16 protein-coding genes are annotated in these 13,330 nt (G+C 70.4%); 2 read left to right on the forward strand and 14 right to left on the reverse strand.

All coding sequences use genetic code 11. The features are described from left to right. Positions 1-25: 25 nt before the first annotated feature. The 12 genes from ABR737_RS24090 to kilB all read right to left on the reverse strand — a co-directional run bounded on the left by ABR737_RS24090 (position 26) and on the right by kilB (position 8,974). Entirely contained in the window at positions 26-328 is a 303-nt protein-coding gene (locus ABR737_RS24090) for a hypothetical protein (RefSeq protein WP_350252185.1), read from the reverse strand. Between the two features lie 21 nt (positions 329-349). Then, the gene (locus tag ABR737_RS24095) at positions 350-652 is read right to left on the reverse strand and encodes a hypothetical protein (protein WP_350252187.1); all 303 of its coding nucleotides are present in this window, start codon (positions 650-652) and stop codon (positions 350-352) included. A 79-nt stretch (positions 653-731) separates the two neighbouring features. Next, on the reverse strand, positions 732-1,205 hold the full coding sequence (locus ABR737_RS24100; protein ID WP_502964362.1) for a hypothetical protein: 474 nt from the start codon (positions 1,203-1,205) through the stop codon (positions 732-734). A gap of 26 nt (positions 1,206-1,231) precedes the next feature. Beyond that, positions 1,232-1,426 (reverse strand): hypothetical protein, encoded by a 195-nt coding sequence (locus ABR737_RS24105; protein WP_350252188.1) that lies wholly within the window; start codon positions 1,424-1,426, stop codon positions 1,232-1,234. Positions 1,427-1,652: 226 nt separating this feature from the next. Beyond that, a complete protein-coding gene (locus tag ABR737_RS24110; RefSeq protein ID WP_350252190.1) occupies positions 1,653-3,848 on the reverse strand; it encodes a hypothetical protein in 2,196 nt (731 codons plus the stop codon). Positions 3,849-3,947: 99 nt separating this feature from the next. Further along, positions 3,948-5,873: a YML083C domain-containing protein gene (locus tag ABR737_RS24115; RefSeq protein ID WP_350252191.1), complete on the reverse strand. Its 1,926-nt coding sequence runs from the start codon at positions 5,871-5,873 to the stop codon at positions 3,948-3,950. Positions 5,874-5,885: 12 nt separating this feature from the next. Further along, positions 5,886-6,221: an RRQRL motif-containing zinc-binding protein gene (locus ABR737_RS24120; RefSeq protein WP_350252192.1), complete on the reverse strand. Its 336-nt coding sequence runs from the start codon at positions 6,219-6,221 to the stop codon at positions 5,886-5,888. Next, positions 6,218-7,276, reverse strand: coding sequence for a hypothetical protein (locus ABR737_RS24125; protein ID WP_502964499.1), 1,059 nt, complete (start codon positions 7,274-7,276; stop codon positions 6,218-6,220). The genes ABR737_RS24120 and ABR737_RS24125 overlap by 4 nt, the downstream gene beginning before the upstream one ends. A gap of 62 nt (positions 7,277-7,338) precedes the next feature. Continuing rightward, on the reverse strand, positions 7,339-7,794 hold the full coding sequence (locus tag ABR737_RS24130) for a Pycsar system effector family protein (protein WP_350252196.1): 456 nt from the start codon (positions 7,792-7,794) through the stop codon (positions 7,339-7,341). Then, positions 7,791-8,165, reverse strand: coding sequence for a hypothetical protein (locus tag ABR737_RS24135; RefSeq protein WP_350252198.1), 375 nt, complete (start codon positions 8,163-8,165; stop codon positions 7,791-7,793). The genes ABR737_RS24130 and ABR737_RS24135 overlap by 4 nt, the downstream gene beginning before the upstream one ends. Beyond that, positions 8,162-8,431 (reverse strand): DUF6284 family protein, encoded by a 270-nt coding sequence (locus tag ABR737_RS24140; RefSeq protein WP_350252200.1) that lies wholly within the window; start codon positions 8,429-8,431, stop codon positions 8,162-8,164. Before ABR737_RS24140 ends, ABR737_RS24135 begins: the two co-directional genes overlap by 4 nt. Before the next feature lie 90 nt (positions 8,432-8,521). After that, positions 8,522-8,974 carry a plasmid transfer protein KilB gene (kilB, locus tag ABR737_RS24145; protein ID WP_350252201.1) on the reverse strand — a complete coding sequence of 151 codons (453 nt, stop codon included), beginning with the start codon at positions 8,972-8,974 and terminating at the stop codon, positions 8,522-8,524. Between the two features lie 760 nt (positions 8,975-9,734). On the opposite strand from kilB, the gene ABR737_RS24150 reads away from it, so the two are divergent. Then, entirely contained in the window at positions 9,735-10,742 is a 1,008-nt protein-coding gene (locus ABR737_RS24150) for an NsdA family TPR-like regulatory protein (RefSeq protein WP_350252203.1), read from the forward strand. Here the strand turns inward: ABR737_RS24150 and ABR737_RS24155 are convergent. Together ABR737_RS24155 and ABR737_RS24160 are read right to left on the reverse strand one after the other, a co-directional pair. Then, a complete protein-coding gene (locus ABR737_RS24155) occupies positions 10,726-11,514 on the reverse strand; it encodes an NUDIX domain-containing protein (RefSeq protein ID WP_350256906.1) in 789 nt (262 codons plus the stop codon). The two genes, ABR737_RS24150 and ABR737_RS24155, sit on opposite strands and share 17 nt — an antisense overlap. A 480-nt stretch (positions 11,515-11,994) precedes the next feature. Continuing rightward, on the reverse strand, positions 11,995-12,252 hold the full coding sequence (locus ABR737_RS24160) for a DUF6284 family protein (protein ID WP_350252204.1): 258 nt from the start codon (positions 12,250-12,252) through the stop codon (positions 11,995-11,997). On the opposite strand from ABR737_RS24160, the gene ABR737_RS24165 reads away from it, so the two are divergent. Further along, positions 12,251-13,270, forward strand: a complete 1,020-nt coding sequence (locus ABR737_RS24165; protein WP_350252206.1) for a glycoside hydrolase family 113 protein — start codon at positions 12,251-12,253, stop codon at positions 13,268-13,270. The two genes, ABR737_RS24160 and ABR737_RS24165, sit on opposite strands and share 2 nt — an antisense overlap. The last annotated feature ends 60 nt before the right edge of the window (positions 13,271-13,330 follow it).

The following is a 13,330-nucleotide window of genomic DNA, read 5'->3' on the forward strand; positions in this document are numbered from 1 at the left end:
GTGAGAGGGGCCGCCCCTGGCGTGTCTAGAAGGGCGGTTCGTCGATGGGACCGGGGGTGCCGCGGCGGTAGCGGGTGGTGTCGGCCCACTTGGGGAGCCACACCGTAAGGACGGGCCGGAACGGCGCGCAGGGGCAGTCGACGAAGTCCGGCTCTTCCGAGTGCGATTCGCTGCCGGTCATGACGCAGCCCTCGCCCCCGCAGATGTGGCAGTTCGGGTCAGGGGTGCGGTGCAGGCCGAGCATCGGCCGAGGTCCGATCGACCGGCCGTCGGGGCGATGGGAGTACCAACCGGGGTGGTAGATCAGGGCGAGGCGGGGGCGTCGCATGCGGGGCTCCTTTGTGCTGGGTCAGGCGCTGAGCGGGAACGGGTCGTGCGCGGGCCGATCGCGTTTCGCTTGTGCGGTGGGGGCCTTGGTCGGCTGGTTGGGGGTGTCGTCGTGGAATCGGTGGGTGCCCACGTCCCGGAGGTGTTCGCCGACTTTGATGAGGTAGCGGGGTGCGTCGGCCTGCTCGTTCCAGGTTTCGGCGCACACCTTGTGGACGGGTTCGCGGTCGTGGGAGCGCATCGGGGTGGGCCCGCCGCACAGCACGCACGGCAGGTCTTGGTGGGGGTCGAAGTGCTTGCCGTCGCGCCAGTCGAGCAGTGGCATGCCGGTCTCCGATCAGCCGCAATTCCAGGCCGGAGAGTGGGCGCGGGGAGTCCGTGGCCCCGCGCTGCTGGATGTCTCCTCAGCGGTGGTTGATGGTTCCGTTGGCACGGCCGAGGAAGCCGGTCGCGGTGATGTTCTGAGTGATCTGAGTGGGGATGGGGCGGCGGCAGCGCCGGATCAGGGCTGCTGCCGCGGCGCCGCCGGTCGCGATGAAAGCGACGGCGGCCCACAGGGCTTGGCTCATGGCGATCAGTCCCGGTGCGGCGTAGGAGAGGCCGACTCCGGCGGCGCCGATGCCGAAGCCTGTGGTGGGCACGAGCAGTGCGGTGGTCTTGGCCCAGGCCGGGACCGGCTGGGCGGCCGGAGCTGCGGACATGGGTGGCGGGGTGGGCTGGGTGTAGGCGAGGGTGCGAATGCCGCTGGGGAGGGTGACCAGCTCGACGCCGGGCGGGATCTCGTGGAGCGGCATCGGTGGTGTGGGTCGGTGCTGGAGGTAGGCGGGTGCCTGGTGGGTTTCGGCGGTGGTGATCGTGTACGTGGGTCGGGGGTCCACAAGTCCTCCTCCTGCCGGGGCGGGGGTTAGGCGGTGAGGTGAGTGAGGGCGTCGGCTACGGCCTGGCACAGGTTGTGGATGGGCTCGTAGGCGCCAGTGCCGGCGACGAAGAAGCCGAAGAGGAACAGCACCAGCGCGTTGCTGAAGCTGACGTGTCTGCCGCGCAGCAGAACGACGGCGAGGATGCCGAAGAGGACGGTGGCGGAGAGCGTCAGGGCCACAGGTGTTCTCCTGTCGGTACGACGGTGGGCGGCCCTTCGAGAGGAAGAGCCGCCCACGCGGTCATTACGGTGTGTAGCTGTAGTGGGTAGTGAGTACTGGGTAGTGGGTAGTGGGGCGTCTACTGGGGAGCCCCTGTTGAGAACCCCCAGGTGGGCGGTTGGCGGGGTTAGTGGGTAGTGGGGTGTTGCGCCCCACTACCCACTACCCGGTAACCGATCGTGAGGGTCAGGTGTGGTCGGGGTGGACGTAGACCGAGTGCGGTCCGCGGTCGCGGTAGACCAACTCGCCGCGTTCGGCGGCGGCCTTGAGGGCTTCGCGGACGGTCTTGCGATCCCGGCCCACAAGGTCGGCGATGGCGGCCGGCTTCATGCCCATCGCCCCGGCAGACTCGATCGCGTCGATCGCCGTGGGCAGCCACTCCGGCCCCGCCGGTGCCGCCGGGACGGCCTCTTCGTTCGCAGCGATTTCGGCGGCCTGTTCGGTGATGTGCTCGAACTCCGCCAGGGCCCGCGCGATCGCCGCGGCCACCTGCGGGTCATCCTCACCACCGCCCGATCCTCCGCCGGTGTCGGGCTTAGCGGCGCGTGCCGTCGGCTCCTGCGGCGGCTCGGCCGAGGGGTTCTTGGCCTTGTCGATGTAGTAGTCGAGGGGCTTCATCGGGGTGAGCGTCCCGATGCCCCCCGCCTGCCCCGGTGCGGCGCTGCCGCCCGCGGCGCTGGCCCCGCCCGCCGCGGTGTGGGCGCTGGCGCCGGCCGGGGTGGGCAGGCCCAGGGCGTCCAGCAGCCAGGCGATCCGCTCGGGGTCGGACCAGCGCTCGTGGTAGCCGAACGGCGCGGCGTCCTCCTGAGCGGCCTGGTCGAGGTCGGGGCGAATGTCCCAGCGGGCCGCGGCCAGTTCTTCGATGTCGTGGCGCGGGGTGCCGTCAGCGTGTTCGTCTTCGTCGTTGGCGAAGTAGACCTTGCCGCGCTCCGGGCCGATGCCGCCTTCCTGGGCGCGGGCCTGGTCGAGGATGTAGAGGGCGCCCTTGCCGGGCAGCTTGGCCAGGTCGACTTGCTGGTAGTGGCCGGGGAAGACGAACTGTCCTTCCTGCTTCTTGGCGAAGCGCATGCCGATGGTGATGTCGTACTGCGAATCGACTTCTCCGCCGCCGGTGTTGGGGCCGGTGCCGCGCTGGACGGCGTCGACCACGTCCACGGCGGCCTTCCGGCCCTTCTTCAGCAGCCGGATCTTCGCTTTGAGCGCTTCCGGTGTCCAGGCCATCAGGTCGGAGTTCTCGTCCGAGAGGACGATGACGGCGGGTTCGGTGTCCTTGGGCTGGATCTTGCCGCCCTTCATCCGGCGGGCGCGGCCGTCGGTGATGGCCAGCGCGGCGTTCAGCAGCCGCACCGCCTCGGCCGGGTCGGTGGCCACCCAGTCCAGGATCGGGCGGTCGATCAGGCGGCCGTCGGTGTCCTTCCACTGCTGGGCCCAGGGGCGCAGCCAGCGCTTGGCGGTGTTGCCCTGTGCCATGTCGATCATCCAGATCACCGCGTCGGTGCAGCGGGTCAGCAGGGAGATGATGACGTGGAGGAGCACGCTCTTCCCGGACCCCTTCATGCCCGCGATCATGATGCTGACCTGACGGAACAGGATCTCGATCGGCTCCCCCGACTCCAGCAGGCCCAGGGTGAGCGGTTCGCGGATGGTCAGCGGGTGGTAGTCGTCGGGCAGGTCGATGGTCTCGGCCAGCACGTTGCGGGTGGTGACGTGCAGCATCGCTTCGGAGGCCAGGCCGGATTCGCTGCGGACCAGGCGGAGGGAGCCGGGGCGGATGTCGCCCTTGCGGGTCTCCAGCGCCGGCAGCATGGTGAGCAGCTGCTCGTAGGAGGTGCTGGTCAGTCGGAGTGGCATGGCGTAGCCGCCGCGGGTGCGCTGGCTCTTGCCGACCTCCACGCCCCGCGCCCCGACCTCTTCGAACAGGCGCGCCCATTCGGCACGGTCCCCGTAGCCGGTGCCTGCTTCGGCGGCCCACTGGGCGGCGATCTCCTCCGTTCGTAGCCCCCGGTCGATCGCATAGAACGGGGTGAGGGCAGCGGTAGCGGCGCCGATGACGGTGGCGGAGGCGAGGGTCCAGGGGGTGCCGTGGGCGGTCCAGTTGATCCAGGCGTAGGCGGCGCTGGTCCAGGTGGCGGTGAAGCCGGTGTGGAACCAGCGGCGGAACTTCGACTGGCCGGAGGTGCGGATGAAGCGGGAGGTGGCCGCGGCGGCGATGCCGGTGAGGGAGCCGACGCCGATCCAGCCCAGCGGCAGCGCGTTGCCGGCGTCCGCGGCCAGCCCGAGGCCGAGGCCGCCGGCGTAGACGGTGGCGGCGGTGAACAGCGGGGTGGACACCACACCGTGCCGCCAGGGGATCGGCTCGTGGTTGCTGGGACGGCTCAGCATGTCGGGAGTTCTCCGTTCGGTCGGTCGAGGTGAGCCGGACGCTCGCAGGCCAGGCACCGACGGTCGGTGCCTGGCCTGCGGTGATGACGGGGCAGCGGGTTACTGCCAGTTGGCGGACTGGTCCCACTTGGCGCCCTGGATGGTGGGGTTCTCGATGTTGTCGATCTGCTCGGCGTGGATGATCCGGAACAGTGTCGGGATCGAGTCCAGTCGCCCGGCCAGGGCGTGGGCGTAGACGGCGGTGTCGTCGTACGCCTCGGGGATGGCCGCGTTGACCTTGAAGTTCTCCCGGCTGGAGTGCGCGGCCATGGAGATCACGTCGCCGATGGCGCGCTGGATCTCCGCCAGGCTGTTGATGGTGGCCTCGTAGCCGACCATGTTGCCGGCCGGGTTGAGGACCATCATGGCGCCGGCGGTGCGGACGGCGTCGGCGGCGTACTGCAGCGGCAGAGCCGGTTCGATGGAGGACACAGGAACTCCGTTCGTCGCGGGGGTGGTGATGCGGGTCGGGCTGTGCACCGGCCGGTGCGCTCCGGCCGTCCGGCCGCCGGTCGGCGCCGTGCGGCGGGTCTTGGGCGGGGTGGGGGTGGTGCCGGCGCCGGTGTGCCGGTACATCCAGCGGTTCAACCAGCCCCAGGTCCCGGCCCAGGCAAGGGCGCGGGCGGCGGGGGTGGTCAGGGTGTGGAAGACGCGGGCCAGCGGGCGCAGCCAGTTCGGGCCGACGGTGGAGAAGCGGACCGAGCCCAGGGCCAGATGCCCGTTGAGCAGGGCGCGTGAGCCGTAGCGCCAGGCATGGGCCAGCAGCGGCGTCCCGTGCCGGGCGATGGCGTGGGCGGTGGCGCGGACGGGGGCGGCGGCCTTGCGCAGCCGCTGCCGGGTCAGGGCGCTGGTGTGCTGGCGCAGCTTGCGCCCTACCCAGTACCGGCCTCGCCGCCAGGTGCCCATCGCCGCACTGAATGACCGCTGAGCGCCCTTGGCCCCGGATCCCTGGCCCATGTCACTGCTGCCTTGAGCCTTGTGCGGCTTCTTCGCCTTGGGCTGGGCCTTGAGCTTGCCGGGGTTGGGCTGCTTGCCGGACTGTCCCCGGTTGCGCAGGGCAGCCTGGGTGAGGGCTTTCGCGGCCTTCCGGGCCCGCCCGCCGGCCGATGTGGCGCTCTGCTGCGGGGCGGGCTTGTAACCACCCTTGCTGTTGCCCGGCTGCTGCCGGCCGCTGCTCTTCGGCTGCTTGGCACCACCCGTTCGACGGGCCCCGCCCTGCGGAGTGTTGGCGCCGGCCGCGGTGGTGGGGGACTTGCGGCCGAGCGTCCGGGCCAGCCTTCCCGCGGCGCCGGAGAGCGCCGGGGCGGTGCCGCCCGGCTGCTTGCGGAGCGACGCGCCGCCGGTCGGCTTGGGTGCCGTACGCGGTGCTGCGCCGCCCGGGGTGGTGCGGCGGCCCGGCCCGCCCAGCGCCGCCGCGTTCCGTCCCAGCGAGCCCGGCTGCTGACCGGAAGGATTCGGCGTGGCCGCGCCCAGCGGCTTCGGCTTCGCGGCCAGACCACCCGGCTTCCGCGAGGTGCCACCGGCGCGGCCGACTGCCGACGGCGTGCCGCTGGTCGGCTTGCGCAGCGACGGTCCGGCCCCGGACCGGGCGGCAGGAACCCTCCCACCGCCGCTCGAACCACGTCCCGCCGGGCCGGAGGCAGCCCCGCTGCGGTGGCCGGTGCCCGGTGCGCGCAGCGAGGCACGCCCCAGACGGCCCGAGCCTGCCCGCCGAATGCGCCGCCCGGCCCGCACGGCCAGCGTGGCCGCACAGACCGCGGAGCAGGCGACGACGGCCAGGAGGACGGCGGGCAGGCCGAACTGATGGGAGAGCCAGCAGAACCCGATCAGGCCGGTCAACGCTCCGCCGGGGATCAGGACGCCACCCAGCGTCTGCCCCGGTGCGGAGGCCGGCTCCCTGGTCTGTGCGGCCGGCTTCGGCTGCTGCTTGATGGGTTCGGGGGTGGTGGGGGTGGGTGGTTTGGTCTCGGTTGTGGTTGAGGGCATGGGGGGCCTCCTTCATGCGGCCAGCGCGGGAGCGTCTGCGCAGGGCACACACACGCCGAGTGAGGTGGGGAGGGTGTAGCCCGCGTCCCGCCCGCAGGCGGGACAGGTGCGGCGGGCGGCGTTCGCCTTGGCCAGGGCCGCCCATTTCGCCGGGGTCATGGGCCGGACGGGCTTGGCCTGGTCGATGCGGTAGAGGAAGGCGACCAGCGGCCTGCGACGGCGCCGGGGCCGCTCGATCTGAGCGACCACCGGCTGACCGCCCGGCCGCAGCCCCATCGCGCGGAGCTGTCGGAGTGTGGCCAGACCGTCCGGGGCCAGGCGCCACGGGTAGACGGGGAGCGTGGTCACGGGGTGCTCTCCTCCTGGGCCATCAGCACACCCCAGGCGGCGCGGACACGGTTCTCCGCCCCGACGTAACCGGCGTCTCGGAACGCGGCGGCGGCCTGCCGGTAGGACAGCGGCGGATCGGCCGAGTACCGCAGATACCGCAGCGCCACGACCAGTTGGCCATCGGCGAGCGGTTCGGCGGGCTCGGGAGTCGTCACGCCCGCGACGGCGGCGATGTCCTCCAGCGTGACGGCCACCTCGCCACCGCCGCGCCCCTCCTCCGGCGCACACTCGGCCGGAGGCGTTGCCTCGTCCGGCGTCACGGGTGTGACGGGCTCAGGGGTCACGGCTGTCACGACCGGTGTGACGGGGGCTGTCTCACCGGGGCTGACCTGCGTGTCGTCCTCGTCACGCGAGGACGCTGCGCGCTCCAGCTCCGGCAGCGCCACGGGGCCGACGGCCGTGGCCGCGTCGGGCGTCACGGCGGGCGTGACGGGGCGCGTCACGGTGAACATGTCGGCCAGGGCCGCGTCGGCGCCGTCCGTGACGCGGTCGCGCTGGACGCCCAGCAGCCGCGTCCCCAGCGCCGCATCCCCGACACCGACCCTGCGGGCCAGGCGCCAGGACCGGCGCTCCGAACGCTTCCGCACCGATTTGTCAGGGTGGTTTGCGGAACGTGCCCGGTGATACGCCAGCGCCTGCACGATGGACGCCGCCTTGCGCTCGGCTTCAGCGTCCCGGCCGTCGGTGTGGACCACGATCCGACGGGCCAGGAAAGCCATGCCCTCCGCCGACACACACATGCCCATGGGAGTCACGGCGTAGATGACGGTGCGGCCCGGATCGTCCCCGGCCATGGCCGCCATCACCGACGCGGCAGTCGGCAGAGCCCACAGCCCGGCCCGGATCACCAGCGGCGACGACTGCCCCAGCAGCGTCAGGCCCAGCAGGACCAGCGCCAGAACTGCGGTAGCGCCCTCACCGGCCGCGACCGCGCCCAGCGCGGTGCCCTTGCCGTAAGCGCGACTGATGTTGGTGAACGTCCCCACCCCACCAGCCACGCCCGTGGCGAGCATCGGCACGAACGCCGCACGCAGGACCCTCTTCTGCACCGGGGTCAAGGACTGCCGAACGGCGGTCACGAGGCACCACCCCACGCGATCACCGCAGCGACCACCAGCAGCCCACCGGCAACGCAGGTGAGGTCGATCGCGCGCTGAAGGCGGGCGAACTTGGCGACGGCGATGCGGGACAGGGTGGCGATGTGCGCGGGCCGGTCGTCCTCGCTCAGCGCGTCACGGATCTCGTCGGGGGTGAGCGTGGCCCACTTCGGGAAGCCCTGGGGGCGAGTCCCGCCGAGGTTCGGGCGGACCGTCCGCAGCAGATACGTGGCCGCGCCCAGCAGCATGGCCACCCCGGCGGCCCCGAACGCCATGGCGGCCGGGGGCAGGTGGACGCTGGTGGCGACCGTCCAGGCGCCGGCCAGCATGGCGCCGGTGAACGCCAGCAGTAGACCGGCCTTGGTGTCGGTGCGGGCCAGCTCGGCCTTGACCTCCGCGTGCGCCGCGGTCAGTGCAGTGTCCTGGTAGCTCATGCCTCGGTCTCCTCGGGCTCGTAGACCATGCCCAGGTGCCACAGGTGACCGCTGGCCTCCTGGAGGTAGCCGAGCAGGGCGGCCAGGGCGACGCCTGCATCCAGCAGCGCCAGATCCGCGCCATAGCCGTGTTCCTCGGGCGGAGTCCCGTCATCAGGGGCGAGCCTTCCGGCCGCCAGGTCTTGGCGCACACGGTCTCCCATGTGGTCGATCGCCTGCTGCGCCCGCGCGAACATCTCCACCATGGCGACGGCAGAGCGGCTGACCTCAGGCGTGCTGCCGTACCCGCTGGCCATGGCGGCGTGGTTGTGCTGGCGCACCGCTTCGGATGCGGCCTGGATGTGCGTGGCGGGGGTCAAGGACTTGCTCATGCCCCCACCTCCGGCACGAACGCCGCGGCGGACAGGTTGGCCAGGTCCCGGCGGGCCGCCAGCACCCGGCGGCGAGCCCGGCGGATGCGCTGCTCGTCGACCTCGGACGGCGTGCGGTCGAGGATCATGATCTGCGCGTCCAGCAGCTCAACCTCCGCCGAGATGACCGGCATCTCCGCCTCGATCGCCTCCAGCTCAGCGGCAGTGGGGCCGCCGACGGGCGGATTGGCGGTAACGAGCGCCTGAAGTGCAGCGATGTTCTTCATTGGGTCGTGTTCTCCTTCGACGGTGGACGGCCCGAAGGCACCCCTCGGAGCGGCTACTCCGGGGGGTGCAGGCCGTTGTGGGGTGGTGGGTCAGGGACGGGACATGGCGCGTGTCGCTGCGCCGGTCAGGGCGTCGGCCGCGTCTACGGCGGACTCACGCCGGGACGTCAGGGCGACAGCGTTCACGGCGCCGCGCATGTCGTACGCGGCGCGGACAGCGGCGTCCACATCGGCACGGACCTGCGGAAGCAGCGCCGTCAGGGCGACCTGCGGGGCGGTGACGGCGGACCGGGTGACGTGGCTGGCTTCGCAGGCGGCAGCAACATCAGCAGGCGCCGCGCCGGACAGCCGCAGGTCTTCGCGCACCCACATCGCGCGGCGATGATCGGCCAGCGCGGTGCTCAGCTCGGTCAGGGCCTTCAAGGCCTGGTCCCGCAGAGCCTCACGGCGCTGCGACCGAGCCGCGTAATACTGCTGGACACCGACGACACCAGCACCCAGCACGGTGCCGATGACCGCGACAACGGCGGCAGCGATCTCCATCAAATCCCCCTCTCGGGGCCGGACTTTCCGGCTCCCCTCAGCCCCGCCCGTACAGCGCAAAACTCGCTGGACGGGCGGAGGAGGCAACCGGCCGCCACGCTCAAGGCGTTGCGGCGACGGAGTAGGGCCGCGCCTAGACGCTGGATCCCGCGACGAGGGCGGGGCGCGGCGGCGCGGTGCAGTGATCTACAGGCCCACGTCGTGGGCAGTGCGAGCTTGCGAGGGACATACCAGGGGCTCAGCCGGGCCCATGCGGAAATCCCGGCTTCGATCACTGCTGCAACTGTTCAGTTCTCAAACAACGAGCGCTTCCTTCCACCCCCTGTCACCGGGGTGTCCGGGCGCCTCACCAAAGGAGCGGCACAGGAGGCCCGCCCCTTTGTGCACCGTGAATCGGAGGCGACTCCATCATCTGGTGCGCACCAGAAGGTTGGCATCTGGTGCGCACCAGAGTCAAGGCTCTTCGCCCATTCGAGCGACGGTTGTCCTCCTCGGCGCATCTCTAGAAGACCCGTCGGGGCAGGGGTGTCGGTAGCCAACAGGGCTTAACTCGGGGACTGTTAACCCCTGTTGACCTGCGGCGTTGTAAGGCATGCTGAGAACGTCAGCGAGTGGACCTATCGCCGGGCGGTGGCCTGTGAGTTCAGGACTTCGGAGTGCGCGAACGGCGCATGGCTGGTCTCAGGAACGACTGGTTCGCGAGATTGAGCAGTACGCCCGACGGCACGTCACCGACGTCGCCTCGACCGCGAGTTTGCGCGTGTACGTGTCTGAGTGGGAGAACGGCAAGCGCACCATCTCGGACCGTTACGCGGCGATCCTGCGGCAGCTTCTCGGCGTCACGGACGCGGAGTTGAGGGGTGCGCAACTCACCGTGGCGCCACCGGTGGCCGATGGGTACGACGAACTCCTGAGCAGGATCGACTCAGCCAGCAGCGTCAGTGAATCCCTGGTGAAGGCGTTCAACGACCAGACCGAATTGCTACGCACCATGGACCGCCAGATGGGCGCGGCCGGTCTCGTGGACCAGATGACTGGGCACATCTCTGCGCTTGAAGATGCACTGAACTTCGCGGTGCTCCCTAGCGCACGCCGACCGGTGGCGCTCGCACTGGCGGGAGCCTCGACCCTTGCCGCGTGGCAAGCGATCGATTCAGGGGCAGTCGAGCGGGCTTGGCGGCATTATGAGCTTGCTAAGCGGGCCGCGCGCGACGCGGAAGCCCCGATGTACCTAGCCCATGCGATGGGCGAACAGGCATACGTACTCTGCGAGGCTGGCCGACCGTCTCTCGGCCTTGACCTGGTCCGCGATGCTCAGCGTGTCCTCGGCAAAGCCGGATCGCCCCGCCTGCGGGCATGGCTATACGCGACTGAAGCGGAGTTGTGCGCCCACACGGGAATGCCTGATGACTGCCGGCGGGCGCTCGATGCGGCAGCGGCGAGCATCCCGCCGGGCCCCGAGGATCGAGACCCTGACATGCTGAGCATCTTCCTGAATGGCGGGCACTTCGCCCGGTGGCGCGGCAACGTCCTTGGCCTGCTGGGCGACGGCGACGCGGTAACCAGCCTGTACGGGGCCCTGGAGATGGTGGACCCAACGTTTGTCCGTGCTCAGGCCGGACTCCACACCGATCTCGCGCAAGCTCATCTCGCGCGCGCCGAGTACGACGACGCAAACACCCACTTGAGGCAGGCGCGGCTCTTGGCGAGCCGCACCGGTTCCGTACGTCAGCGGCGCCGTGTTGACCTTCTCAGCGCGCGGTTGTGACCCCCTGCTTGCCGCGGTTCGCCAGGATGTGCAGCAACCCGACGAGAGTGCCAGACCCCATAAGCTCACCGCGTGCCATGAGCCCTGGAATGTCGGCCAACGGCACCCACTCGATATGCCCTGCTTCTTCGAGGTCCGTTGGTGCACCGACTTGTTCGGCCCCGTCCGCCACGAAGATCTCGTGAGGCGAATCGACCATGCCGACCATGGGCTGATAGGTGACCACGTGTTCCACTGACGTAGGCCGCCACCCGGTCTCTTCCACGACTTCCCGCAGTGCCGTCTCTGAGGGGTCCTCGCCCTCGTCAACGATGCCGCCAGGAAGTTCCCACCCCCACTGCTGTGGGACGAAGCGGTATCGCCACATCATCAGGACGCGATCCTGATCGTCCAGAACTGCGGTGACGGCGACGTGGTGAAGCTTCACGACGTGATGCTCGAAGCGCTCTACCCCCGGTGGCTCCACGTCCCAGAGCTGGAGTTTGACCCATCGGCTGTCGTAGAGGTCCCGCTCGCCGTGGATGCGCCAGGGCTCCAGCCCTTCGGGCGTCTTGACGCTCACAGCCCCGGGCACCCGGTACGAACTCCGGCCTCGCACCTCCAGGGCGCCTTCGGCTACGAGCCGGGCCAGTACTTGCCGCAGTGCGGTGCGGCCAATGCCGAGTTCCTCTACGAGTGTCCGTTCTGAGGGGAATTTGGCGCCGGGAGCGTACTCGCCAGCAGCGAGCCGATCACGAATCGTCTCGTAGACCTTCGTCGTCTTCGGTCCCATCCGTGGAGCACTCTCCGTTCTGAGGTGGTGCATACCAGCGTAATAGGCAAGGGACATGCTGCCTCCAGTCTGGGGGAAGGACCACGCCCGAGCGGTCGCGGGCGTGGGTGGGTAGCCCATCGTCTTCGGGTCCTGTGGACGAGGCGTGGACGAGCCAGCGCCAAAACCCACCGTTCGCGCCTCGCGAAGCAGGTCAGGGGCCATGACGCGGCATCCACGGGCCTTGTCTTGAAAACTGTCGTGGCGGCAACGTCACCGTGGGTTCAAATCCCACAGCCTCCGCAGCGGTAGAAGAACATGCAGGTCGGAGCGGGTTCCGGAGTCATCCGGGCTCGCTCCGACTGCGTTAGGTGTCTCACCTCATGCGCCCGGATCTCAGTCGTGACCAGGGCGTGTGGCCAGGCTGTGGCAAGGGTTCGGCCGTCTGCGCGTCCTCGACGCTGAACATCGGCGGGAGCCGCAGCGGGGCGCCCAGGGTGCTCAAGGTCGGTGTGCCCATGCGGCACCACCCGGCAGCGCCGCCGTGGCGCGGTGGGTCAGGTCGCTGCGGGCGGCCAGGACCCGGTTGCGGGCCCGGCGGATGGGCCGCTCGTCCAACTGCCCCGGCCGCCTCAGCCGGCTCCTCAGTTCGGCGGCAGGCCGGCCGCGGTGCAGTGCAGTCTTGACGCTGACGCAGCGGCAACTTGGACGATGACGGCGTACGGCAAACACCGTCATTCCACCGGAGGCATTCGTCATGTTGCGCGGCAAGGGCGTCCATTACGACACCGGCACCTTTCCCAACGGCGACACGTCGCGCCCCGTCTTCGACGTCCGGGACGTCGAACGGGACATGCGTGTCCTCGCGGAGGACCTGCACTGCACCGCTGTCCGTATCACCGGGGGCGGTCCGGACCGTATCGAAACCACGGCGCGGTACGCGGCGGAGGCGGGCCTGGAGATCTGGTTCTCGCCGTTCCCCTGCGAGCTGTCGAACGCCGAGATGCTGCCGCTGTTCACCGACTGCGCCGAGCGGGCGGAGCGACTGCGGCGTGACGGCGCCGAGGTCGTCCTCGTCACCGGCTGCGAACTCAGCGTGTTCGCCCGCGGATACCTGCCGGGGGACATACTGAACGAGCGCATTCCGGTCCTGGCGGGCCCCGGCCGCGACGCCGCGCTCCAGGGCATCCCCGACAAGGTCAACGCCTACCTGGGGGAGGTCGTCGACGCCGTGCGGCCCCTCTTCGGCGGTCGCGTGAGCTACGCCTCCTGCCCTCTGGACGGCGTGGACTGGGCCCCGTTCGACATCGTCGGCCTGGACGCCTTCCGTAGCCTGCGCAATGCGGCCACCTACCGCACCGACCTGCGCAAGGAATGCGGTCAAGGCAAGCCCGTCGCCATCATGGAGGCCGGCTGCTGCACCTACCGGGGAGCGGGAGAGCACGGCGGCGCCGGCTGGTACATGGCGAGGGAGGCCGACGGCGTCACCCTCAAATCCGGCCTGGTGCGCGACGAGGGCGAGCAGGTCCGCTACCTCGACGATCTCATGACCGTCTTCGAGGGGGAGGGCGTCGATTCCGTCTTCTGGTTCAGCTTCGCCGGTTTCAGCACACCCCACCGGACATCCGGACCGGACGAGGACCTCGCCTCCTACGGCATCGTCAAAGTCCTGGACGAGCACAGCGGCTATCCCGCCGACGAGCGCGCCTACCCCGACATGCCCTGGGAACCGAAGCAAGCGTTCCACGCACTCGCCACCCGCTACAGGGCCCGCTGATCTTCTTCGGAGTGCTCACCGATCGGGCGCGTGACACGGGTCCGTGACGAGCGAGGACTC

This window comes from Streptomyces sp. Edi2 (assembly GCF_040253635.1).
GTDB lineage: Bacteria > Actinomycetota > Actinomycetes > Streptomycetales > Streptomycetaceae > Streptomyces.